Source organism: Paraglaciecola mesophila (assembly GCF_009906955.1).
In the GTDB taxonomy this organism is placed as follows: Bacteria; Pseudomonadota; Gammaproteobacteria; order Enterobacterales; family Alteromonadaceae; genus Paraglaciecola; species Paraglaciecola mesophila_A.
The window spans coordinates 4,701,981-4,727,080 of sequence record NZ_CP047656.1; the positions used below are offsets into that span (position 1 = coordinate 4,701,981).

Below are 25,100 nucleotides of genomic sequence, written 5' to 3' on the forward strand. Positions count from 1 at the left end.
ATATGCATATACGAATGCTCTTTTTATTGATGGGTCTATTGCCCTTTAGCTCTGTGGCCCACGTCGTCAACGTATCTCTGTCTTCGCAGCATAGCTTTTTGTCCATCGACCCTGTATCTGCGCTGTTGTTACTGATTATTGCCATTTGCTATTTTCGTGGTAGTCGCAAAATTGGTAAACGAATAGCGTCAAAACAACAAGAATACCGTCGTCAAGTGCGTTGGTTTTGGTTCGGGTGGTTAACATTGGCCATTGCGCTAATTTCTCCTATCGACTCCATTGGTGAACAGTTGTTTTCAGTGCACATGGTGCAACACGAAATGCTGATGATGATAGCGGCGCCTTTGTTGGTATTGTCGCGTCCAGAGCAAACAATTTTGCGCGGTGGTCAAGGCTTCTTAACTCCTATTTTTCACGGTTTAACGGGGCGCTCACCTCGTATGCTGAGGTTTTATCGCCAACTTGCCACACCCCTATGGGGATGGCTTATCCACTTTTTTGGCCTTTGGCTTTGGCATTTGCCCTTTTTGTTAAACGCCAGTTTGACCAGTTCCTGGGTTCATAGCTTACAACACGCCACATTTTTGCTAATTGCGTGGGTATTTTGGTATTCAATTTTCAGGCTCGACAAGTCTAATTCAATGTCAGCGGTTATTTCACTGTTTACTACAGGTATTCATGCGAGTCTGTTAGGTGCTTTGCTGACTTTTTCACCGTCAATTTGGTACAGCCCCTACGCTCATACTACGCAGCAGTGGGGATTGAGCCCTATTGAGGATCAACAGTTGGGCGGCCTTATTATGTGGATGCCGGCGGGGATTGTATTCATCGCTGCTGCACTGGTGACCTTGGCTCAGTTATTGCGTTCTAATACCCAGGGTGGTCAAGCAAACCACAGCAATCAAAGTAAACAGTGAGGGAGCCGCGATTTGCAAAAAATGACCATTTTCACTTCTGTTTTTACCATCGCTTTTGCGCTGAGTATGCCGCTGAGTGTGACCTTTAGTGCCGCGTTAAGTATTTGGACTTTCCCAAGCCATGCAGAGACGCCTGAAGCGCTACGAGAGCGACAAGAGCAAGGGAAAACACTTATGATTACCAAGGGCTGTAGCAGTTGCCACCAATTAACGAAATTACCTCCAGCCAAGGGCTTGGTTGGCCCGCCGTTGGATAACATGGCGGCGCAAAGCTATATAGCAGGCGTGTTGCCTAATTCCCGCGAAAATTTGACTCAATTTCTGCTTGATCCGCAAAAATTTCACGCAGATTCGGCCATGCCGACGCCTGATATTACTCAACAAGAAGCGCTGCGTTTGGTTGATTATCTGTGGAAAGAGTGATTTTTACCCATGACGAAAACGATTCATATTAAGCTCAACAAAAAATTCTATTTTATTGCTGCCTTGGCGCTATTTCTGATAGGCGCTTTGGTATTCAGTTTGGTTTACTTTGGTGTGTACAACGTTTCTGCACTGACAGGGCACACAACGCCTGTGTATAAGTTCCTAGAACATGCGCGTGTTCAAGCAGTTGATGCGCGGATAGATGATGAGGTACCAGAGCTATCAACTTTTAATTGGCAAACGTCGGGTATTGCAAATTACAAACGTCATTGTGTTGCCTGCCATGGTGCGCCTGGGGTCGCGCCAGAACCTTTTTCACTTGGTATGATGCCACCACCCAGTGCTATTGTACGCGTTGCCCGTCAGCGTTCGCCGGCCGAACTTTATTGGGTGATAGAAAACGGAATAAAAATGTCAGGTATGCCCGCATGGAAATATCGTTTGAGCGAAGACGAGCAATGGGAATTGGTTGCACTGCTTAAGAAACTGCCTACCTTGTCAAAATCTGAGTATGCTCAACTAGCGGAAAAGAGCACGGGGACGGGTACCAACAATGCCATTAAAGATATTCTTAGCCAAACCCCTGAGGAGCAAGCGTTAGCAAAGTCTACCTCAACAAAACAAAGCGCTGGTGAAACACTTTCCGGCCAAGTGGCTCTGCAACAATACAACTGCTCTAGTTGCCATGTTATCGATGGTATTGCGTCTGCAACCTATCATGTTGGGCCCCCACTTAATAATATGGTAAACAGACGCTTTATCGCCGGAACATTGCCTACAACCCGTGAAAACCTTATTCAGTGGATCATGGACCCGCCTCATTTTAAGCCACAAAGCCTGATGCCGAACTTACATGTTAAGCGACATCACGCTGAGCTCATGGTTAATTATCTGTATCAAATTGCTGATGACAACGAGTCTTACTGAGCGCTTGAGGTCTACTGGCGGTTAGATTATTCGGTAGCGAATCATGAAAACCGCCGCTTGCTGATAAGAGATATACTATTTTGATAGAAAAACGGCTGGCGCACGCAGAGCAAAAGCCACTGGGCACTCATTCAAGGCGAGGGGGAAAGGGCTTACACTGCATAGCATAACGTTGAAAGAAAACAACTATTCATTCAGTTATGCGCCATGTTTAAGCCCTTTCACACTCTCGATGAGAGGTCCTTTATCGATGTGCAATGGCGTTAACGTTGCTTTATTCTATTAAAATAAACTCTTCTATTGCATCTTCAAACGTTTTGCCATCGCTGTTGGTAAAACTCACCTTCAACGAGTAAAACTGGCCTTCAGGCAGCTCATCAGAGGAGACAAGTCCTTGCGTTGATAGAGAGGCTGTTGCATTACCTGACACGGTATAAAGCACACTTTTGTCGGTCTCAATCCTATCTTCGATGGGAAACCAACGGTATTTGAAGTGTCTTAACCAAACACGTAGCCCGCCTTCGTCAGCGGCGATTACGGTGTGCCCAGGGCCTGCATGGTAGCTAACATGCACCTCGAAGGTGTCGCCGGCATGAACGGGCTGATTAATTAACTGAGCAAAATTATCTATTTTAATAAAGGGTTTTACATCCGCTTGCACTGTAACATCTAAGGTGCTTTGAATGCTCGGATCTGCGTCGGCTTTTGCAGTAACCGTGACACGACCCGCCGTTAATGCGTGTAAGTTGCCCTGAGTGTCTACTGTGGCTATTTGCGGCGCTGAACTTATCCACTTAAGTTGGTCGTTGTCGGGGTTCTCAGGGGTAAACTTCGCCCTCAATGTCAGCTCATCCCCCGCGATGAGATTCGTTTTTTGCGCGCTCAACCGGATTGACTCAAGCGGCTTTTCGTACCATTTAGCAATAGTTAATTGCGCTGTATCCGAAACTTTACCCGTATTGGTGGTGGCCGTTATGGTCGTGGACTCACCTGTCTTACCAACCACCTGCAGTAAACCTGTCTCACTGATGGTGGCAACAGATGGATGACTTGACTGCCAGTGCACGTCTTGCTGCGCATTGAGAGGGGCGAGGGCTGCAGTGAGTTGAATTGCATCACCTGGTCGCGGGGCTAAGTCTTGGGTATTAATAGTAAGTGCCGTTACGTCGAGTTTGTCAGTATCGAACATATTATCCGCTTGTTTATCGACAAATGTGGCCGTTTCGCCATTGCGCCAGCGAACGTGAATGCGCTTTATCTTTTGCTCACTGCCTAGTCCGAAATGTACTATGTTGAGCAGACTTTGGGAGAAAACTTCTCCAGCAGAGCCAACTCTTTTGACGTATCTTGCTGAAGGCGTTTCAATTGTGACTTGAGCGCCAATAGCGTCAACATTGTCCTGTGGCGAATAACCAACTTTGACCAAAGCGTAGTGATTATCACCGATAGGTTGATTGTTATATAGATACCACTGACCGTATTCACTGCCACTCAATATATCTAGATTGCCATCTAAGTCGAAGTCAAACGCTTGGCCCATGTCGCCAAACCCCGGACCTCCTAAGTCACTGGCCCCGTGCATGCTGACCGTTTCAAACGCCCCATTGCCAGTATTAAGCAACATAAGATCTGAAATACGTTTTTCTACTAATCCCCAGCGATAAACGAACAGGTCTTGGTGTCCGTCATTGTTAAAGTCGCCAGTGGTTACACCTAATGCATTAGCGCCTAATGGGATATTCCATTGGGTGGTAACATCAACAAACTGTCCGCCTTTATTTTCAAGTAATACGTCTCGAATATTGCGGTTTTCAGGCTCGAAATGTGTCTCAGCTTCTTCGACACCCGATAAGGTAAAGAAATAGGACCAAAAGATATCGCCGTTACGCACTAAGGCTGCACGCCATTTATTGTTGCCTATGTGGCCTAAATAAACACCATTGGCAGAGATATCATCAGGCCAGCCTTGAGCCATCGTTTTATCGAATTCTAGTGTGCCGCCAGCTGTCACATCATTGGCAGTTTTATCTTTACCTAAAAATAGGGGGTATGCTTTACCTCGAAAGCCGTTTTGACCCAAGAATTGATAGTTGTGCCATTTAAGCGGCCCGCTGGCGATAAAACTAAATTCATCAACCCCTTTATAGCCACGGGTTTTTAGCGAAAAATTGCGTGCTATCGGATCGAAATCAACAGAAGGGGCTTCCCCTTTTCCGTGCTCAAATTCTTTGCCGCGAGCTAAGTATAGGTCTAAGTCACCATCGTTATCGATATCGATATCGGTGATGGCCATAACACTGCTGAGTTCACGAATAGCATCAGGAATGCTGTCGCTAATATTAGTGTAAGTAAAATCTCCATTACCTTGCCAAATAGAGAGAGGGCCATACATAACGATGTCGTCGATATTATCCTTATTGAGATCGGTGACCAAAGTACGTGAGGATCTGACGTCTTGGATACCTGCCACAGATTTATAAGTGAAGCCGCCTTGGCCATTATTCTCGTAAAAGAGGTGCTGAGGTGTTTGATTCGCTAAGCCGGTTTCGTTCACCAGCAACAAATCTAAATCACCGTCTAAGTCCATGTCTATGTAGCGTGCACCGCGACCTCGACCGCCGCGATCAATACCCACATCGCCGGTGTAGCGAACAAAGTTACTGTCGTTGTTGCGATAAAAATATGACACTGAAGGATTGGTGCCATTGCCGCCACCTCGACTGAGTAACATGTCTAGATCGCCGTCGTTATCATAATCACCTAATGCTGTACCGTGTAGGTCCTGCATGAACCAGCGAGACAAATCGTCTTTGTGCTTGGTAACGGTTCCGTCACCGTTATTCCAGTAAACTTTACTGGTTTCGGCATTATGATTGTTAAGAATAAAGTCGTAGTCGCCGTCTTGGTCAATATCTGCAACTGACGGCCCGCCGTATTTGAGTGAATTGACTTTATCTAGCCCCGCAACCACAGAAATATCCTTAAACTGGGGTAGTGCAATATTTGGCGCGTCTTCTATTTCTAGGCTTTTTATCATGATAGGGGAATTGATTGTTCTGAGCTGTAAGCGCGTTTCACCTAATGTCTGAAAGTGCACGATAGCGTTGATCTTTTGTGTGCCGCTACGTGGAATATTTAGGTTATCAATTAATACCTGTTCACCTTGTAGCAAAGTGAGATTGGCGGACGCGCCTAAATTATCAATTTCGAAGGTTAACTTCTTGGTTTTACTACCATTTACATCATAATTAAAAATAGCAGGAGCTGAAGGAGCGAGACTAATATCAGTGAGGTTATCACTGGTGGAGTCGCAGGCGGTTAAAGCAAATGGTAGCAATACTATAAAAGCACTGGCGCAGAGGTAGTGTATGAATGGCTTGTTGGTCATGTTTGAACCTATCAATGTACTCATTTTTATTCACAGAAGATGTGTGAAAGACGTCAGAGCCCAAATTGCTCTGGACGTCTGTCATTATCAAAAATGCAATATCCGTTAAAGTGACTTACCTAAGGTAAGTAGCTGGTTAGCCTGCTTGTTTTTTAAAGTTTGAGTTGTTCCGTCGCGCCAGCGCACTGTGATGTCGCTTATCATGTCGTCTTGACCTAAACCGAAATGCGCTATGTTCAATAGACTTTGAGAATGGTTAGCATTGCTCGAACCTATTAACTTGTACTGTGTTCGGTTATGAGTGGTTATCCATACCTTAGCACCGTATGGGTCAACGCCGTTTTGTGAGTAGCCAACTTTCAGCAGTAGGTGATTATTATCTGTGTTGTCAGTGATATTTTTGTATAAATGCCATTTTCCGTTGTCATCATCGCCACTTAAAATATCGATTTTTCCATCTAAGTCAAAATCAAATGCTACACCTGAGTCGCCGTGAGATTTTAAACCCACTTCTGTGGTGGCGTTATGTGCCACGCTACTGGTGAAATGCCCGTCTCCGTTATTAAGCAACATAACATCAGCTACTCTACGTTTTAATTCACCGAAGCGATAAACGAAGAAATCGGCATTGCCATCATTATTGAAATCGCCCGTGGTCACGCCCCAATTGTTGCTGTTTAACTTTTCTGGGATACGCTGTGAAATATCAGTCAGCACACCATTGTCGTTACGCAGCAGCACGTCAGGCACGGCTAAATTTTGAGGCTGCCAGCTTGCTTCGTACCCCGAAACTCCAGTGAAAGAGGCTCGTACGTCCCATGCTAAATCGTCAGTGAGCATCCATTCAAGACGCCATTTGTTGTCTCCCAGATAGCCTAAGTACCAGCCTGTTTCGGTTATCTCAGTGGGAAAGCCCTTCGCTTGTGCTTGGGTGACGGTATGATCTGCATGGGGCGTGGTGATTTGCTGTTTATTGGCACCTATAAATACCGGCATAAATTCCAGTAGTTTGGCTTTGGGAAAGTGATAAAAGTCGTTCAACACCAAATCCGAGTCGGCGTATAAGGTTAAACCATCGTGGCTTTTACTGCCGACGTCTCTTAGATCTAGGGTTTGCTTCTCTTTATCGAAACTAATGCTGTTGTTGGCAATGGTGTAATACAATTTGCCACGAGCAAAGTAGTAATCTAGATCACCGTCATTGTCGATGTCAGCTTGCGCTATGGTAATCGCACCAGGATAGCCGTCATGGCCTTGAGGAAAGACCGCGTCAGTGGTGTTGGTAAAGGTGAAGTCGCCATTGCCTTGCCAAATAGACGTTTTGTCATAACTGGTAAATGCGATTACGTCCATCACATTATCATTGTCATAGTCGGTTATTAAAACCCGCTCAGCTTCGACTTCTTCAAAGCCGGGGCTTTTAACATAACGGAAATTACCGTTACCAATATTTTCGAAAATAATATTGCGCGGTGCGCTTTCATTGACCATTTTAGCGGCGTTAACTTGCATGAAATCTAGATCGCCGTCATTGTCTAAATCGACCCAGCGTACACTTCTGCCTCTGGCACCTAATTTTGATATTCCCGCCTCTTCGGTTACATCTGTATATTGGCCATTGTCATTGCGTAATAAACGTTGAGGTTGAGGTTTTAAGCCATTGCCGCCGCCCAATGACAATAGAATATCGTTGTCACCGTCTGCATCGTAATCTCCTGCTGAGATCCCGTGTAAATCCACTTTAGCAAAAACATTTTTAACTTCTTTAAAGCGGTTATCAGGTTTGCCCATGAAAAGCTGTACTGGGGTGCTGTTGTGATTAGAGAGTAAAAAATCGTAATGACCGTCATTATTTAAATCAGCCACCGCAGGCCCGCCGTACTTCCAATTGGCTTGTGTCACTAAGCCTACAGAGTCGGATACGTCTTTAAATACCACTGGGTTAGTATCTGCAGGCCTTGCGACTTTTTGATGACTACAGGCGCTTTGCACAACAATGGCAACGCCAAGGGCGACTAAGGAAACTGGTTTGCGTATGTTCATTTTGTAAAAGTCCTTGTGGGGCAATCAACGCACGCTGAATCGAAATAAAGCAAACTAGCGTTGTTTGAGCTTGAGGCATTCGAAACAATCTAATGATGTTTCGTTAATGTTTAATGTTTATTGTTTACAATTTTGCATCATACTTACTACAAAATATGATCTCAACCAAATTTTTGAAATTCATTTTTAAGCCGAACCAATTCACCAGGTTAAATATTTTTCTTTTATCTATCTGTATGTTTTATAAGAAATAAAGGTGTTATTGATATCAACTTTGAGTAACAAACATGCTTTTTAATAGTGATGGGCAGGAGTGAGAGAGGCTTTTTTGCGGTTTTAAATGCGTGTCACTGAGGCTTGCTATGCACAAAATTATGTCAGTTTTTAACAGAATTTATCTTGTTACTTCGTCGGTGTAAGGCTAAGGACCTAAAAATTAACTACATGATCAGGACCTTAGAGGCGCTAGACAATGAATTTATCAATTTAAAGGTAGACACTTATAACGCCTACCTTAGAGATAGCTTTTTGAAGGGAAGTGATATCATATTGCTTAAAGTATCTGATTCCACCTGCTTACCTAGTCTTATTCAATGGATAATATTTGGGTAAAAGAGAGCCCATCTCAGAGACAGTTACGTTATCAAATTGAGCGATGTATTTTTGAAACTCCTCAGGATACATGTAACGTGCAAACGCTATTAAATTTAAATAGCGGTCAGTCATATGCGGATGGGTTGATAAAATTTTGGATATCCGACCAAAAAATGAAAAATGTAATTGGTTGGCTTGTTCCAACAATCCTTTAATTTGAACGTCCTTTGCAATATCGTTCCCTACTAATAGTTTATCAAATGCAACAATTGCGCTTTGGAGATCACTGCACAAGGCCATTCCTATTTGGTCACCTGAGTATTGTGTTGCTCGTTCGTATGGGAGAATTAGTAGATTAAATATTTTAATTTTCTCAATACTTTTTACAATTATCGAAAGTAACTGAAATCGTGTGTGTTTCGCCTTTAGGGAGCCAATAAATCTCCCTAATATCCAAATCAACTGCTCTCTACATTCGCTAGTGGGCATGGAATGCACAACTTCAGAGTTAAGAAGTATGAATTTCGTTTGAAAGAACTTATACAAAAACGCATTAACATTGCCGTTTTCTGTTATGTAGATATCTACATTTTTCTTATAATCAAGTCTTGCTTGTACTTCGACAAGAATCTTATGAATCTCTGGGAAATTGTTTGGTGAAACTAAAACTGAACTACCGATTAGCGATGCTTTAGATATTTGTAAAACAAACCACACTGTAAAAATAATTACAGACAAGACAATAAGTACGAGACCGAATGTTGCAAATATAAGGGAAATTGCAGAAATTGTTATTGGAAAGGCTATTAATAATGCAATTAAAAATCGTGATGATTCTGTAGGGTGTAGAAGCTTTTTTAACTCTTGTTTTGATATAACATTGTTTATATCAAGAGAGTCATTTTTGTACCTAGTATCTGCTTCAAATGACGCTGAGCAGGTTTTGCATTTAACAGTTCCTAACTTACCAAAGGGTAATTTGTGTGCTTGACCACAACTACTACATTCGATGATCTTTCCATGTTTCATAATATGCTCCCTAAAATCGTAATTTGTATCTGTTCAACAATTTAGAATTTACATATTTGGTACTATAGTTTTAGTCTATTATTTTTTCTATCAGTAAGGGTTAACTAATCAAATATTTAGCGTGTTTCAAATTTACGAGCCCCGTTATGTAAATAAGAAGCCCGTTGTTTTAGGAAAATATACGCTATTAACTAGTCTTTCAACTCAATCACGGCGCTGACCTCAACGGACATATTCCCAGGTAAGCCACTCATACCCACTGCCGCGCGAGCCGCTTTACCGTCGTCACCAAAAGCAGTAACAAACAAGTCAGAAAAACCGTTGATGACCTTAGAATGATCTTTAAAGGTCGGTACCGCTGCCACCATGCCATTGATTTGCAATACTTGCTTTACCTTAGATAAGTCGCCGACGGCTGATTTGATTGTTGCCAAAGCACACAAACCCACACGTTGGGCTGCTTCATATCCTTGCTCAACATTCAGGGTATCCCCCAATTTTCCTAACACGCTTTTGCCTTCGCAGGCTCCATGCCCTGACAAATATAAGGTAGTTCCCGAGCGTCGCCACGTCACATAATTAGCAATCGGTTTTACCGGCTCAGGTAGCGTAAAACCGGCGGCTTTGATCCGCTCTTCTGGTGTGTCACTTGCCAGAGCGCTACCTGATATCGCAAGATTGATGGTTAACATACCGGCTAATAAAAATTTGTTCATGGAGTTCCTTTTTGTGTATATGTGAAAGTTAGCTTATGCGAGATTTTTCAGCGCAAGCACTAATTGGCTAATGTCATTCGCTGATGTAAAGACTTGTGGTGTTACCCTAATACAGCATCCGCTGTCTAAGCCAACTCGTACCACAGTAAATACACCAAATTCGTTCTCTAAGCGTTTCTGCAATGCTTGAGCATCTTGCAGGCTTGTTTTGCCTTTTAAACGAAACGCACCCATGCCCGATGAGGACTCGTCGTCTAACGCGCCTAGCACTTCGATATGCGGCATCTTTTTGGCTTCATTTACCCATAAAGCGCGCAAATGGCGTAGGCGAGCTTCTTTATTTTTGCCGCCTATGCGCTGGTGAAAATCAATTGCGGCTGGGATGGTCAATATCGAAGCGAAATTGACGGTGGCTGTATGCACCCTAGCACTGGTTTTGGTATTGTCAGGATCGCTTTCTCCGGGGTAGGGGGATATTTTGTTTAGGCTGCCATTTTTCATGTACAGCGCCCCCACACCCACCGGGCTGCCTATCCACTTGTGCAGATTAAACCCAGCCCAATCTACGTTTAAGTCATTGATGTTAAAGTCCAATAACCCCCATGATTGAGCGCAATCACAAATAACATCGATGCCGCGTAATTTCGCTATTGCCGATATTTTGGCCACAGGCAACACCAAGCCGTGTTGATTACTCACATGAGTCAACAGCATTAGTTTTAAATTGGGGTGCTTATCAAAGGCTTCTATGTAGGTATCGAGTATTTGTTTTTGATCTGCTTGGGCTGGCAAGACCACTTTCACCGCCTCAATATTGCGTGATGTTGCTAACCACTGCATTGTCTCTTTAAAGCTTGGGTAGTCAATGTCGGTATACAAAACCGCGTCATTTTGGCCCAAAGCATTATATTGGCGAATTAGATTATGAATGGACTCTGTAGCATTGCGGGTCAATACCAGCTCTTCATTCTTTGCACCAAGTGCCGCTGCCACTTTATTTGAACTGATGATCTGATCATCAGCGTAATGTTTACGGGCGTAATAGGATAATTCGGTATTGACCTTGCGCGTATTGGTAACAAAGTCTTCTTGCACCGGGCGTGACATTTTACCCCAGTATCCGTGTTCGAGATTAACAATACCTTGGGCTGTGTCATAAAATGGTGCAACCCGTGCCCAAAATGATTCGTTTATCGCAAGTGATTGGGGAGAAACATCTTCGGAAATTGAAGGAAAGTCTGCTGGACTCATGGAGGATTTGGCCTGAACGATATTGGGAGCTGCTATTGAGTAAATCGCGCCTGCTGTCAGCGATTTAAGCATCGTTCTGCGATTAAAAGAGGTCGAGTCATTGCTCATTACTGCGCCTTATTATAGGTAAATGTATTTGTTATGATTCAATCGTTTATTATTGAAAAGCTGATTCTATGTAGCACGACTCAAGCCAATTAATATTGCATCAGCGGTTTATTAAGCATGTGCAATTTAGTTAGTGCATGAAAGGAAAAATATGAGGGGTGAAAGGTTTACCCTTGGGAGGGAAGCGGCCATGTGATTACTCACGATGGCCAACAGTATCAGTCTGGCTCGGCGTTATGTGGGGCTTTAGAAAGCGACGTTTTTAATCACTTTGCCTTCAATAGCGCGATACATTTCTTTATGCTCTTGCCAATATCCACTGACTTTCAGTCTTACAGTGATAGGCCCTTCTTCAATATTCATAAAGTAAAACCCATGATAACCAGCAAATGGGCTGGTAAATGAGCCGCTCTGGGAAACACCTTCACCTCTGGCATAGGCCATTTCAAATTTATCTGGGAATTTTTCTGCGTCCTCACTCGATGGGTGACCGTGAAAGTCATAGTATACGCCTTCGCCACGAGGGGTAAGCACCTGCCAGGAATACACGAATGTTGTATCAGCCGGCATAATAAATTTGTGTTCTACTTCGCCTAAATCTTCGATTTCGATATCAATGGTTTGGGTTTGAAATGGTGTATCCTGTAAGTGAATAAGGCCTTGTACAGACTCATCGATACGTTCAGCTTTTGGGTCGTATGGTCCAATATTGAATGACATATTTCCGTCAAACGTAGATGCAGAGACAGATGAATTCGATACTGCCATCATCCCCATCTTGTCACCTAAACCTGTGGGGTCAATACCATATTCAGCAGGTAAAATAGCCAATACTAAAATAGCACCACTGGCTGCGGCAGCAATCGTAAGTTTACTCAAAAGTGTCATTCTGACATCTCCGTTAAGATAAAAAGTAGCCAACTGTTTGCATGCCAAATAGCGTGAGTCCGGCTGCAAATAGCAATAAATTTACGCCTCTAGCATGAGAGTGGAAATCTGGTTGACGGCGTAGCCAAGTGAAACCCAAATATAAAAGCACAAGAGCGAGTACTTGGCCGACCTCGACACCTAGGTTAAAGGCAAGCATATTGGTGACTAAGCCGTCATTGGACAGGGACAAATATTGTAACTTGCTTGAAAGGCCAAACCCATGGGCTAGCCCAAAGGTAAACACCATGATTTTTGGATCAAAAAAGCGGATAGCAGCAAGATTTTCTAATGCTTTGTAACTAACAGATAAACCGATGATCGCATCTATGATAAATGGATTGATATGAACACTCGTCAGAACACCCAATAGCAGGGTGATGGAGTGCCCTAAGGCGAAAAGACTTACAAATAGGGTTATGTCCCGTAACTTGCCAAGAAAGAAAACGACCCCAGCCAGATACAATAAGTGGTCATAGCCTGTGACCATATGTTTTGCCCCTAAATACATATAAGGGGCAAAATGAACGCCAGAAGCACTCGATAAAAAACCTTGGTCTTGATGGGCAACACCATGGGCAAATACCTCGGGTACCATTAACAAACTTAGTAATGAGCACCCTAAGATATTTAGGCGTTTATTCCACATAGGGGAAGAAACGACCAAGAATAATAACGCTGGTCCAAAGCACCAGTGATAGCCATGCGACCACATGAGAACCGTGCTGCAAGTGGCCTGATTCAACCCCAGTATCCATTTGCGGTTTAATACGACGCACAAAGTACAGGGTATTTAGCCCTGCAATAATGATAACGCCCATTTTTAGCCAGAAAGCGATGTTCACCAGATAGCGGTCAGAGTCGCCAATAACAAACAACAAGCCCGAAATCAGGTTGATACTAAAGCCTATGATGGCAAAGCGAATAAACATATCAACGCGCTCAATAGGGATGGCTTTGGCAAAGCCCACTACGCGCAAATCAACCACCAGTAACGAGCCAAACAATAAGCACAAACCTAAAAAGTGGGCCATTTCCAGTGTTGGGAAGACAACAGCATTATTCATAACCAAATCGCTAAGGGCCGTTGCATTAAGGGTATCTGTTACCCAAATCAGTAAATCACTCATAACATTCTCCCCTTAAGACCAGTAGCCAATGAGGCGTCCAGCAATAATGGCTAAGACCCAAATTAAGGTTGTCACTGCAGCAAGTCTGGCTTGTACTTTTGACACTTGATCTGAACGTTTAATGCAAATTTTGACCAGCCACCAAGTGAGAAATAAGCCCACGAAAACCAGAACGATTTTAATTCTGAATGCCCAGTTAAAATACATCTCTGATGCGCTGCCGCAAAATAAGGCAATCCCCGAGAACAGATTTACTACGAATCCGCCTTGAGCAACACGCCAGTAGGGTGCCATGGTAGTGACAGGAATAGACGATGCAAAACCAAGCACGCGGATAGTCAGCATCAACGACACCCCAACAAGAATAGCCATGCCAATCGCATGTAAAGAGAGCACAATAGGGTAGCCCCATTCGGTGCTAGAAATGACAGTGCCTACTGTAGAGTCTTCCAATGAATAAAGGGTGTTCATCAGACCAGATTGCTTTGTTGAATCTGTGTCGACTTTATCCTGAAAAATAGTGGGTTCGCGCTCTGTGGTTAAATCGTCACAGGCGTAGTCTTCATAGTCATCAAGTGTAAAGGTGACTTTATCCGAGCCACTAATGGGGGCTTCAAGGTAGAGGGGATCGGTCAAGGTGTATTTACGATTGAGAACCTTGCCCTCATCGTCGAGGGTAAAGTACTCGGTTACCGTCAATTGTGTGCTGTTTTTTGCTGGTGAAGGAGGACCGCCAGGAGGACGCTTGCTGCTTTTCTCACCGTCTTTGAACTCAGGACGATCACCGCCTTCGTGTTTACCTTCTGGCATACGGTCGCTACCCATACGTTCGCTGCCCATGGGCGCCATGATCCACCCTTCATCAAATCCAGTGGTGGTGACTACTAAGGTATCGCCTTGCCATTGACCAGTAGAAAATCCGGCACGGCTAGGCTTATAATCGGCCGACATCTCTCTACCATCTAAATAGATAGTGCGCTCGATATTCATAAAGCCATATTTTAACTCAATGGTTGAGTCTGTCTGGGTGATCACATTGACAAGCCCATCAAACCACCAGTCCATGATGATGTTCGTCGCTTTACATTGATACCTTGGGTTTTCTTCGGATGCAGCCCCTTTTACAGCCGCTTCACCTGCTGGAGTCAGCTCAATGGACGGTGGTGCGCCACCTCCGCCTCGACGCTCCTCTCTAACCCATGACCAATTTCCCTCAATGTTAGGGGTGCCATCTTCACGGATTAGCACGCGTGCTAATTTTGTTTCTTGTTCTTCCTCTTGGGCTTCAATACTTTCTTCGTCTGTGAGTGAACCATCATCATTGAAGTAACTGTTACGAGATGCAGTAATACCGTTTTCAAAGGTGACTTGGCTCATGTAACAGGTCGTCGGGTCAGTACGATCAGGAGAGCCTAAAATAGTGATTTGACTGCCGATCGCGAACATTTCTGCGTTCCAGCCGTGGCGCTTTAAAAGCGAACCAGACTGTAACTCACATCGCTTGTTCGTCACGACACCGTCTTCATCAGTTGAATCGAAGTACACATATGAATGCGGGTTAACCAGTTTTATCCGCGTTACCTTACCGCTCATCTCAACTGTTTTACTGGTGTCGAACTGCCCACTACTGCCATGGTGAGCCAGTGCAGAAAATGGCGTGATGAAAAGGAGCGTAATAACGATAATAAATCGCAAGTTCCACATATTTTTTGGTCCTTAATAAAATTAGGAAGTCACGCACAAGAGGGAAGGTAATTTGCCAAAATAGCCCGTGGTTTTTTGTGGAAACAGCAGACCTACGACATACCATCTGTTGCTCAAACGTGACGGACTTCATGTATTTACCACATGATGCATTATGCACGCTATTTCATGCAATCTCATTGACGAACATTTACTTTAACTTTGCAAAACTTGTGGCCATTGATATTGTTCCTCTCACGCTGTTGGGTAAAATACCCCTGTTATCGTCGCACGCTGGATGACTGAATCTAACATTATCTGAGGGACGTAAAATGAGAGCGAATTTCCACGCACTAAAAAGTAACCATGTGATATTTTTCTGCAGCCTAGTAGTGCTATGTATGATGAATATAGCATCTGCTTTTGCTGCTAACAGCCAAGCCCCTAGTTTCACCCAAGGATTAGGCAAAACTACCAACGAGGGGCTTTTTGATTGCGGCCCGCGCGCGCGCATCAGTAGAATGGGCACAATCACCGCAGAAGATGGTAGTGAATGGGTCGTGCCAGGTGAAAATCATTTTGATAGTGCGCCAAAAGCGGCGGATTTATATAACGAATGTAATGGAAATACCCATGCCAGCTTAGAGGAAGTAGATCCTGCTTCAGTGCCTGTATTTGATGCTGGTGGGGAAGAAGAGTTCGTGATGTACCTTTTTGCGGATAACTACTTTGAATTGTATGTTAACGGCACGCTACTGGCGGTTGATCCTGTTCCTTTTACCCCATTTAATTCCAATCTAGTTCGTTTTAAAGCCCGTCGCCCCATGACAGTGGCGGTTAAAATGATCGATTGGGAAGAGAACTTAGGCTTAGGATCAGAACATAATCGAGGTGCCGATTACCATCCTGGAGACGGCGGCTTGGTCGCGCATATCCAAGACGCAAAAGGTAAAACGGTTGCCTTAACGGACAGTTCATGGAAAGCACAGACGTTTTACATTGCGCCCTTACAGGTACGCAACTGTTTAACAGTTAAAGGACAAATGCGTGACAGCTCTCGATGCGCCGTGACAAGTGTTCGTGACGGTTCCGAGTTTTCGGCGGCACATTGGGCAATTCCTCCCCAGTGGATGAGCGCTGATTTTGACGATAGCATTTGGCCATACGCGACCACATTTTCTAATAAAACGGTGGGGGTAGATAACAAGAGAGCTTACACCAACTTTACCACTATCTTTGATAGCCAAAACGCTGACGCGCAGTTTATTTGGTCGTCAAATTTGGTCCTCGATAATGTCGTGTTGTTACGTAAAACGATCGAATAAGTTTTCTGCCTATGCCTTAATCAGGGCTTGACCCTGTTTAAGGTCATTCATTAAAAGATCGGTATCACCCTTAGTGAGTCACTTGTCGGTGAATGCCTCCTAATATAGCTTTTATCGCAGCGGTCATAATATTGCTGTCTTTTGCTACGCCAAAGCGTGTGGTCGTGTTATCTGTTCTAAGTTCTAGGTAACATACAGCGGTAACACCTGAACCCTCGCCAATAGCATGTTCGTGATAGTCGACAATCTCAAGTGGGGTCTGAGTGTATTGACTAACGGCATGGCATGCTGCATCAATTGGTCCATTACCCACACCACTAATATTGACGTGCTCTCCATGTACTTTCAATTGAATATCGATTTGCTGTTGGTTACCCTCAATGGTGTTGATTTGGCATTGTATGAACTCCGCCCAATCTGGTTGGCGTAAATAAGTCGTTTCAAACAAGCTTACAATTTCCGATGCGCTCATTTCTTTGCCGCTGGTGTCATTGTGTTGCTGAACTATTTTACTGAATTCAATCTGAAGCTTACGTGGTAACTGCAAACCGCCTTCGCGCTCAAGTAAGAAGCTTACGCCACCTTTACCTGATTGGCTGTTCACTCTGACAACTGCGTCATAACTGCGACCCAAATCAGCTGGGTCAATGGGTAAATAGGGTACTTGCCATAGTTCATCCGCTTTTTGCACCGCCAACCCTTTTTTGATTGCGTCTTGGTGGGAGCCTGAAAATGCAGTAAATACCAATTCCCCTGCATAGGGGTGACGAGGATGCACAGGCAACTGATTACACTCTTCGACTAGGTTGCGAATTTTGTCAATGTTCGAAAAGTCCAGTTCGGGGTTTACTCCTTGGGTATATAAATTAATCGCAAGGGTGACCAAATCCACATTACCGGTACGTTCGCCGTTGCCAAATAAACAGCCTTCCACTCGGTCTGCTCCTGCCATCACGGCAAGTTCCGCTGCGGCCACCGCTGTGCCGCGATCGTTATGAGGATGAACACTCAATACAATGTGCTCTCGGCGGTTAAGGTGACGGTGCATCCATTCAATTTGGTCAGCATAAGTATTCGGGGTGTTCATCTCCACTGTGGCAGGTAAATTAATGATGATTTTTTTATCAGCGCTCGGTTGCCATACCTCTACCACTGCATCACACACTTCTTTGGCGAAGTCTATTTCTGTACTTGAGAATACTTCAGGCGAGTACTGATAAGTCCAATCCACTTCTGGTGCTTGGGCCGTTAACGCTTTTACCCATGCAGTCCCTTGGGTGGCGATGTGTTTAACACCTGCTTTATCGGTTTTATACACAATATCGCGAAAGGCAGGGGCGACTGGGTTGTACATATGCAAGATAGCTTGCTTCGCGCCGCGTAAGCTTTGCACTGTACGTTCTATTAAATCGAAGCGGGCTTGCACTAGCACTTCAATGGTGACGTCATCTGGAATGTGATTTTTTTCGATAAGCAAACGCACAAAATTAAAATCGATGTCCGAAGCTGACGGAAAGCCCACTTCAATTTGCTTAAAGCCAATCGCCACCAACTCTTTAAAAAAGCGTAGCTTTGTTTCAATCGACATTGGGTCGATCAACGCTTGGTTACCATCGCGTAAATCAGTGCTCATCCAAATAGGCGCGTGGGTGATGTGTTTATTCGGCCATTGGCGATCAGGTAAGCTAACCCCTTCAAAGCGTTGATATTTAGTATGTGGTTGGCTGATCATTTTTGCGCTCCGGCTTTTAAGATAAACAAGGTGTGTAAGGGTAACGCAGAGCTAAGCGCAGATAATTGCTAAAACCTGTGTATTTTAATTTCTTTTGGCAATAATATTGCTAAAAAATGTGGGTTTTTGATAACTATAGCTTTAAAGGGTTGTTACATTGGAACTTGATAAATATGATCGGCATATTCTTGAAATTATTCAACAGCGTGGGAGGGTCTCAAATCAGGAGCTTGCTGATGCGATTAACTTATCACCCTCACCGTGTTTGCGTCGGGTGCGTCAACTAGAAGAGAGTGGCTTGATAGATGGCTACGTGGCGTTGGTCAATGCGCGTAAGCTGGGGTTAAATTTGCTGTCTTTTATTCAAATTATTATGGATAAACACACCCCTGAACGATTTGCCAGGTTTGAGCAAAGTGTGATGGGGTTTAGCGAAGTACTGGAGTGTCATTTGATCACCGGCCAAGCGGCGGATTATGTGCTTAAAGTGATAGTTAAAGATATGGACGATTTTCAGCAATTTCTTCTCGACAAGCTCACGCGTATTGACGGGGTCAGCGGTGTGCATTCATCGTTTGTGCTTAAATCGCCAGTGAATAAAACATCACTACCAGTGTAACGCGATTTATACGCTGTTTACGTAAGGCTCAATATACCCAGCCATCCACGCAGTTGGTTGGGGTGCCAAGCTCGTTTATTTCTGCGTAAATATCGTCGATATAGTCAGAATCAGCGCCATTTTTTTGGGCTTTTTCGAGCCAGATTGAGGCTTGAGGTATATCTCTATTGCACGCGTAATATGTACCTAACCATATTTCTGCAACGCTATACCCTTGTTCCGCAGACTGAGTGAAGGCAGTTAAGGCTTTGTCTTTAGCGTGGCTTTGCAAGGATTTACCAAGGGCATAGTAGGCCTCTGGCTTGGCGAATTCATCAATAGCGAATTGCCACAATGTTTGCGCTTTAAAACTATCTTTTGTGATCGATTGAGACAAACTCAGTAACGAATAGCGATAACTGCCTTGGTCTAACGCTTGCGCTAAATCACGGATCTCTTGGTAGGGTAAGTATTGATAATGTTCGACTTTCTGCGCAAAAGCTCGCTGAATTTTTTGCTCACTACGAGGGATTTTTGGCAGACCAATTAGCATGTGATTTTGGCGTAAAAACGCGAGGTTTTCCCGTTCGTTTGCAGCCGAAAGAAAACGAAACCAGTGGTTTAATGCCGTAGCATCACAGCCACCATGCTCTGCTATGAGTTCATCAACCATTTGCCTGGCCTGAATACGAGTGTGTGCTGCGCTTTCCATCCAAGCGACAAACTCGTTGAAGCCGTAATCCATATTTTTACGCAATAAATAGTCTACCTCAGGTAAAAACTCTGGATTGATTGTGAAGCTGGTTTCACAGCGAGCATTGACTTGTGCAATTGCCACATTGATAAGTTCAATTTGGCCTACCACTTGCGCATATTCCATGGCGAGTAGTTCCATCTTAGATGGCGCTTTCGTCTGTGCATATAGAGGCAATATCAGACAAGACACACACAAAATTAATAAGCGGCGCATTAGAACGTACCTTTGAAGGATTGACGCTGAGCGTAACAGAGGTTTGTCATACATGCCTACGATTGGGGTTTCAGGTTGGAATCATCGAAGATAAGTTTGGTGCCCAGTAATACCAGCACACTGCCAGAGACGCCTTCCATCCAGCGCATGGCGGTATCACTTGCAAATAAACGCTTAGCTGAGCTAACCGCACCAGCTAACCCGCATTGCCACACCATGGCAATGGTAAAATGTATCGCGGCCATACTCATCGCTTGTAATAAAGGAGAATACTGAGGGTCAATAAATTGGGGTAAAAACGCTAAATAAAATACCGCTGTTTTTGGATTCAGTACGTTAGATAAAAAGCCCTCTTTTAACGAGCGAGTTAGGTTTGCTACTTTTACGCCGCTGGCATCAATGGCGACAGTTGCATTATTGGTCAACGCCGCTTTAAGGGCGTTAAAGCCTAACCAAATTAAATATGCAGCGCCTATCCATTTTATGACCATAAAAAGCTCAGCCGATTGCAATAAAATCGCCGAAATACCGACTGCTGAAAAGGTTGCGTGCACAAACAAACCAAGACAGATGCCAAGGCTAGTCACCATGCCGTCACGCCCTCCAGAGCGACTCGAGTTTTTGATCACCAACACGGTATCAATTCCAGGTGTTAGGGTCAGCAAAGTGATAGCCAGCAAGAAGGCTTCAAAATTCAAAATGTGCATCTACTTATCTCGAGTATTGCTAATGATAGCGGGATAAAAATCTAGAGTTAGCCTTATAGCACAACATACAATGTAATCGAATCCCTCACGAACATACCAGTCAATAAAATGGGTTACATAGCGCTGGCTCACCGCACTCAGGAGTCAACAATATCTATAAAGACACCTATCTATAAAGACACCCATTTTTAGAATTATATAAAAGGCTCGTTTTCTTAGACCGGAGAATGACCCTAAACAAGCGGCAGGATACTTTTGCTCTGAACGATCGAGAATTTTCACTGAAATATTGAACGTTGAGGTATGAAAAGGTGCGCAAAGTCAGTTTTTAGACAAGCGTCTACCTTACAGGTTATGTAAAGGTTGTCTTGTTTGTGGGGCTTAAGCGCGCTTTAACAGTGCTTTTGCTTTGCTCATTCCTCGTATTCGTTGATGATGAGTATGGCGCTTAAAGGCATTCATCATTTGCTCCGCACCAGCAGCGTAGCAGAAGTGTTTTTCAAACTCGGTAGTTAACGTTAACCATTGAGCAGCGTCTAGTCCCAATCTTTGTAGAATAGGACTGTGAGTGTTATCGATATAACCCGCCTTATCATCGCGAATACAACGACCTGTGGTATCAACGAGCTCGCAATAGTCTTTGAGCGAATACGCAATACCTTTTGGTATATCTTCACGATGATTTTCCACAAAGGGCATTAAAACGCTCGGTGGTGATTGTTGATTTTTAGCGGCTTGAATGCGTTTTTTAATACTGGTGTGCTTTGACGTTTCAGGTGTTTTTGCCATTTTTGCGCGAATGGGGTTTAAATCTACATACGCCATACACGCAAGCACAGCACTTTCATCTAGTAGTGCTTGGGACTTAAATCGCCCTTCCCAAAAACGACCGGTGCAGCCGTCTTCTTTATTCGCTTGACGGGCAATATACTCATTCAAATCACGCATAAACCAGCTTATGTCGTAAAGACGTTTTCGATAGGTTTCAACGGTTTCATCAAAGGTGAGTAGCTCGGCTTGGCTCAAGGTATCGCCGTTAACAAACTTCTGAGTCAGCAATGTGCCTCTGTGTAGCTTGTGGTAGCGCCTCAACACTTCATCAGCATCCCACGTATCCGCCATAGATTGATTTACACATAGCACCACATGCGTGTGATTATTCATGACTGCATAGGCACAAATGTCGACGGAAAATACGGTTGCTAGAAATAATACACGCTCTTCTACCCAGCCTCGGCGATGCTCGTAACTTTGCCCAGTAAGCTGGTTCGAACCACATAAATAAGATTGGCGAACGCAGCGGGACACGCAATGGTAATAAGGCGTATCGATTAAACTAATTTGGCTTTTTCGAGATTGAGGCATGTGTAGCCTACCTGACAAGAATGAGACATGAATTAAGTGTAGTTCAGCCCTGAAAATTGACCATTTTTATTATGGGTGTCTTTCTTTTTACTGTGGTTTAAAGAGAACAGCTAAGCAAATGCGGGGAGCCAAAGAGGCTCTAGATTTTGCGACAATGCCAATCTTCCTTACAATTAAGTCTGGTCTCACTTCGCTCTTCTCAAAAATACTAAGTGACGAATTTAACCGTGGAAAATATTTTTCACATCGTTTATTAATAGGATAAATAAAAGTCGTCTTTTGCATTTGTTGCTCAATGCTTTTTTAGCGCTTATGGCCTGAGAACAATCCGTTTTATCAAACGGCAAGTGTTGAGAATGACGAAGGTTAAAATAAATTTGAGAAATTGCATATGCGGCATTCTTGATAATATGTGTTAGGTGACAAGGTGAGCTTAGTCAACGGAACCTCTTTATTCAGAATATTCGATTGCAGAGCTAGAAGAAGCTCTAGCCAATCTAGTTAAACAAGCTTTTCCAGATCGGGAAGATCAAATAAAAGACGAATTAGTTTCGTGGCAACCAGCAGAGATAAGCAGCCCAAAGATTTGAAGGCGTTCTGCCAGTCGTGACACGATCCGGATAGGAGACGTTAGATTTAAGCGCTGTTCCTGTTGAAAATTAATAACATGAGTGAAATGTCATATGACAAAAAGTAAAGACGGATTTGTCAGAAAGGCGCCGCCAAACCGCATATTCGAAGTGTTAGCCACTGGAAAACTATGAGACTTTTATCAATTCTTTTTTTAGTGTCGTTCTATTCTCATTCGAACTCATATTATGAGGAAATTAGCTGCCCAGCTTTTGACGAGAGTACAGCTATCCAGCTTGAACCAGAGAAAAGCTATTTCAAGGATGATGTAAGACATAGAGCCACTGTAGAGAAAGTTACAGGCGAACAACTATTAGATTTTCACAAACAGTTTGTGATGCATGAAAGGCCTATTCAACTAAGCTTGAACAAAGAACTAGCAAACCAGCTCAGAGTTAAAGTTGTTTACAGGATGAGATACTACCGAGAAAAATACCGATCAGCGAAAAATCACATAACAACACACGATATTGTTGCTCCTGTTGTTTTTGAAACACAGTATGGGTTACTTGCTGGTGATTCAAGAGGTGAGTTTGGGGGCGAGCTAGTTTTTATAGATAAAGGTGGAGAAGTTCAGATTCTCCAGGATATGAATGTTGAGGATATATACAAATTCAGTTTTGGATATGTGATAACAGAAGGCTTAGGTCACATGATGAGCAATAATGGCGCGATCTATCTCGTACATTTTGTTCAAGGGAAGCCTGAAATAGAAAAGCTCCACGGTTTAATCGGAGCGCCAAAGTCCAGTCTCAAACTTTTAAGCGGTGATCTATTAATAAATACAGACCATGGAAGCCAGCTACTTAAAAGAAATGGTGCTCTTATCAGAGTGAGGTGTGTCGACAGCTAACAATACACTGTTGTCACTTATTTCGTCCCAAATCTTGGCGTTAGGTACCTAAAGTATGTCTGTAATCGCAAAGTTAATGGAAGGCACTGAAACTGATACAGGTGTGCTTAGCAGTCTGGATAGCAATGCCGATGACTTTAATAAATTCAGAAAAGTCGATTTCACTTTTAAATGTGAGAGCAAAGATAAAGCTAATACTGTTGCTGGCTTTTAAGATTATTTTCAATAAAAGCACAGACACCCGAGATAAAAATCCTCATGAAAAAGGTGTTAGTACCAATACGCTCAGAGCTACGTTAAGTCATCGCTCTGTTCGGTTTACAGCTAAGCGAAGTCAGTGATTGCCCCTCGCTTTTTTAGCCGCCTGCCAGCTTGGGTCGAAATCTATATTTTCTCACTGTTGGGCCGATGCTGGCCACTACAAGGTATTTCTTGCCAGCTTCACAAACCGTATTATGTGTTTTTCAATCTTTGCATAAAGCGTTCTAATCTTTGTAGGCCTTCGGTTAACTCACTTTCTGCCGAAGCGAAAGATAAGCGCACATAATGATCCCCTTGGTGTTCGCCAAAATCATTACCGGGTGTTAAGGCAACATGGGCTTCTTGTATCGCTCGCTCGCAAAAGTCCATGGCACTGAGGCCGGTAGGGCGAACATCGATGTACACATAAAAAGCGCCGTCAGGTTGTACCGGTACGTGTAAATCGCATCGCTTTAACCCTTTTAAAATCAATTCTTTACGTGATTTCAGCATGGCTCTGCGTGATTCACACACGGCAATTGAGGCTGGGGTAAAGCAGGCTAGGGCCGCTTTTTGCGCTAACGTAGATGGGCAAATGTAATAGTTTTGCGCCATGCGCTCCATTATCGGTACTGCTTGTTCTGGGACTACGCACCATCCTAATCGCCAGCCAGTCATGCCGAAATACTTCGAAAAGCTATTGATAACAAGCGCTTCATCATCAAATGAAAGGGCTGTCACTGGCTGATAATCAGGCTCACCGTGATGCAAATTAAGGTAAATTTCGTCAATAATGCGCCAAGCCCCGCGGCTTTTGGCGAACTCACACATAGCGCGTAATTCATCAGGGGAAACCGCCGTACCCGTTGGGTTTGATGGTGTGGCTAACATTAAGCCGCGGGTGCCTTTTTGCCAGTGTTTTTCAAGCAACGCCATGTTGAGTTGAAAACGCGATTCGGCGGTTGTGGGCGCTAATTGAACATCGCCCCCAAAACTTTTTATAAACTGGCGATTACAAGGATAAGACGGGTCACCCATGATCACGTTGTCACCGGCATCTACAAAGGCGGCTGATAACAGCAACAAAGCGGCTGAGGCCCCAGCAGTAACGATCACTCGGTTGGGGTTTATATCCAGATTGTGAGCTGTTTTATAAAAACCAGCGATGGCAGCACGTAGCTCGGGCAAACCTAAAGCTGATGTATAGGGCAGGGGCGATGTTATTGCTAAGTTTTGCATAGCAAGCAAAACATCAGGTGGGGCGCCAAAATCAGGCTCACCGATATTTAACTTCACCACATGGTGACCTTGTGCTTCTAATTCGGCGGCTTTTGCGCCAAACGCCATAGCAAAAAAAGGTGAGATAGCCTGCGCACGCTGTGAATATTTCAAATGATACAACCCGATTTATTGAACAAAATAGTAAAAATGTAAGACATATATTCTGCCATTTTTACAGCTATAGCGCAGCATTAAAGTGCTAATCCAAACGACTCAATATCCAGCCACAAAAGCGTACTGCTCATTCTTGCCAGACCCAC

At 43.9% G+C, this 25,100-nt stretch carries 21 protein-coding genes; 7 read left to right on the forward strand and 14 right to left on the reverse strand.

The window, feature by feature from the left end:
- The first annotated feature begins 2 nt into the window (after nucleotides 1–2).
- Genes FX988_RS20180 through FX988_RS20190 form a run of 3 tightly spaced genes read left to right on the forward strand, consistent with a single transcriptional unit; the run spans nucleotide 3 to nucleotide 2,270 of the window.
- Nucleotides 3–917 carry a cytochrome c oxidase assembly protein gene (locus FX988_RS20180; RefSeq protein WP_160181859.1) on the forward strand — a complete coding sequence of 305 codons (915 nt, stop codon included), beginning with the start codon at nucleotides 3–5 and terminating at the stop codon, nucleotides 915–917.
- A gap of 21 nt (nucleotides 918–938) precedes the next feature.
- Complete coding sequence (locus FX988_RS20185; RefSeq protein ID WP_254700797.1) at nucleotides 939–1,340, forward strand: c-type cytochrome; 402 nt, start codon at nucleotides 939–941, stop codon at nucleotides 1,338–1,340.
- A 9-nt stretch (nucleotides 1,341–1,349) separates the two neighbouring features.
- Nucleotides 1,350–2,270, forward strand: coding sequence for a c-type cytochrome (locus FX988_RS20190; RefSeq protein WP_160181861.1), 921 nt, complete (start codon nucleotides 1,350–1,352; stop codon nucleotides 2,268–2,270).
- Between the two features lie 274 nt (nucleotides 2,271–2,544).
- Here FX988_RS20190 and FX988_RS20195 read toward each other — a convergent pair whose 3' ends face one another.
- The 9 genes from FX988_RS20195 to FX988_RS20235 all read right to left on the reverse strand — a co-directional run bounded on the left by FX988_RS20195 (nucleotide 2,545) and on the right by FX988_RS20235 (nucleotide 15,160).
- A complete protein-coding gene (locus FX988_RS20195) occupies nucleotides 2,545–5,658 on the reverse strand; it encodes an FG-GAP-like repeat-containing protein (RefSeq protein ID WP_160182247.1) in 3,114 nt (1,037 codons plus the stop codon).
- Between the two features lie 105 nt (nucleotides 5,659–5,763).
- Nucleotides 5,764–7,701 carry a CRTAC1 family protein gene (locus FX988_RS20200; protein ID WP_160181862.1) on the reverse strand — a complete coding sequence of 646 codons (1,938 nt, stop codon included), beginning with the start codon at nucleotides 7,699–7,701 and terminating at the stop codon, nucleotides 5,764–5,766.
- Between the two features lie 576 nt (nucleotides 7,702–8,277).
- Entirely contained in the window at nucleotides 8,278–9,324 is a 1,047-nt protein-coding gene (locus FX988_RS20205; protein WP_160181863.1) for a M48 family metallopeptidase, read from the reverse strand.
- 191 nt (nucleotides 9,325–9,515) lie between these two features.
- Nucleotides 9,516–10,040 (reverse strand): RidA family protein, encoded by a 525-nt coding sequence (locus FX988_RS20210; RefSeq protein ID WP_160181864.1) that lies wholly within the window; start codon nucleotides 10,038–10,040, stop codon nucleotides 9,516–9,518.
- A 33-nt stretch (nucleotides 10,041–10,073) separates the two neighbouring features.
- Nucleotides 10,074–11,399: an aminotransferase class V-fold PLP-dependent enzyme gene (locus tag FX988_RS20215; RefSeq protein ID WP_160181865.1), complete on the reverse strand. Its 1,326-nt coding sequence runs from the start codon at nucleotides 11,397–11,399 to the stop codon at nucleotides 10,074–10,076.
- Between the two features lie 246 nt (nucleotides 11,400–11,645).
- A complete protein-coding gene (locus tag FX988_RS20220) occupies nucleotides 11,646–12,287 on the reverse strand; it encodes a hypothetical protein (protein ID WP_160181866.1) in 642 nt (213 codons plus the stop codon).
- Nucleotides 12,288–12,300: 13 nt separating this feature from the next.
- Nucleotides 12,301–12,975, reverse strand: coding sequence for a HupE/UreJ family protein (locus FX988_RS20225; RefSeq protein WP_160181867.1), 675 nt, complete (start codon nucleotides 12,973–12,975; stop codon nucleotides 12,301–12,303).
- Nucleotides 12,965–13,456 (reverse strand): DUF6644 family protein, encoded by a 492-nt coding sequence (locus tag FX988_RS20230; protein ID WP_160181868.1) that lies wholly within the window; start codon nucleotides 13,454–13,456, stop codon nucleotides 12,965–12,967. Before FX988_RS20230 ends, FX988_RS20225 begins: the two co-directional genes overlap by 11 nt.
- A 12-nt stretch (nucleotides 13,457–13,468) precedes the next feature.
- Nucleotides 13,469–15,160, reverse strand: a complete 1,692-nt coding sequence (locus tag FX988_RS20235) for a DUF6152 family protein (RefSeq protein WP_160181869.1) — start codon at nucleotides 15,158–15,160, stop codon at nucleotides 13,469–13,471.
- 380 nt (nucleotides 15,161–15,540) lie between these two features.
- Here FX988_RS20235 and FX988_RS20240 point away from each other — a divergent pair, with 380 nt between their 5' ends.
- Entirely contained in the window at nucleotides 15,541–16,464 is a 924-nt protein-coding gene (locus FX988_RS20240) for a hypothetical protein (RefSeq protein ID WP_160181870.1), read from the forward strand.
- A gap of 70 nt (nucleotides 16,465–16,534) precedes the next feature.
- On the opposite strand, the gene leuA is transcribed toward FX988_RS20240, so the two are convergent.
- Nucleotides 16,535–18,196, reverse strand: a complete 1,662-nt coding sequence (gene leuA / locus FX988_RS20245) for a 2-isopropylmalate synthase (RefSeq protein ID WP_160181871.1) — start codon at nucleotides 18,194–18,196, stop codon at nucleotides 16,535–16,537.
- Nucleotides 18,197–18,353: 157 nt separating this feature from the next.
- Here leuA and FX988_RS20250 point away from each other — a divergent pair, with 157 nt between their 5' ends.
- On the forward strand, nucleotides 18,354–18,815 hold the full coding sequence (locus FX988_RS20250; RefSeq protein ID WP_160181872.1) for an Lrp/AsnC family transcriptional regulator: 462 nt from the start codon (nucleotides 18,354–18,356) through the stop codon (nucleotides 18,813–18,815).
- Nucleotides 18,816–18,843: 28 nt separating this feature from the next.
- Here the strand turns inward: FX988_RS20250 and FX988_RS20255 are convergent, their stop codons facing one another.
- The 3 genes from FX988_RS20255 to FX988_RS20265 all read right to left on the reverse strand — a co-directional run bounded on the left by FX988_RS20255 (nucleotide 18,844) and on the right by FX988_RS20265 (nucleotide 21,836).
- Nucleotides 18,844–19,764 carry a hypothetical protein gene (locus FX988_RS20255; protein WP_160181873.1) on the reverse strand — a complete coding sequence of 307 codons (921 nt, stop codon included), beginning with the start codon at nucleotides 19,762–19,764 and terminating at the stop codon, nucleotides 18,844–18,846.
- 56 nt (nucleotides 19,765–19,820) lie between these two features.
- A complete protein-coding gene (locus FX988_RS20260) occupies nucleotides 19,821–20,471 on the reverse strand; it encodes a LysE family translocator (protein WP_160181874.1) in 651 nt (216 codons plus the stop codon).
- Between the two features lie 381 nt (nucleotides 20,472–20,852).
- Nucleotides 20,853–21,836 (reverse strand): transposase, encoded by a 984-nt coding sequence (locus tag FX988_RS20265; RefSeq protein WP_160181875.1) that lies wholly within the window; start codon nucleotides 21,834–21,836, stop codon nucleotides 20,853–20,855.
- Between the two features lie 760 nt (nucleotides 21,837–22,596).
- On the opposite strand from FX988_RS20265, the gene FX988_RS20270 reads away from it, so the two are divergent.
- Nucleotides 22,597–23,319, forward strand: coding sequence for a hypothetical protein (locus tag FX988_RS20270; protein ID WP_160181876.1), 723 nt, complete (start codon nucleotides 22,597–22,599; stop codon nucleotides 23,317–23,319).
- A 55-nt stretch (nucleotides 23,320–23,374) separates the two neighbouring features.
- Nucleotides 23,375–23,533 carry a hypothetical protein gene (locus tag FX988_RS20275; RefSeq protein ID WP_201751610.1) on the forward strand — a complete coding sequence of 53 codons (159 nt, stop codon included), beginning with the start codon at nucleotides 23,375–23,377 and terminating at the stop codon, nucleotides 23,531–23,533.
- Between the two features lie 239 nt (nucleotides 23,534–23,772).
- On the opposite strand, the gene FX988_RS20280 is transcribed toward FX988_RS20275, so the two are convergent.
- Complete coding sequence (locus FX988_RS20280) at nucleotides 23,773–24,951, reverse strand: aminotransferase class I/II-fold pyridoxal phosphate-dependent enzyme (protein WP_160181877.1); 1,179 nt, start codon at nucleotides 24,949–24,951, stop codon at nucleotides 23,773–23,775.
- Nucleotides 24,952–25,100: the final 149 nt, after the last annotated feature.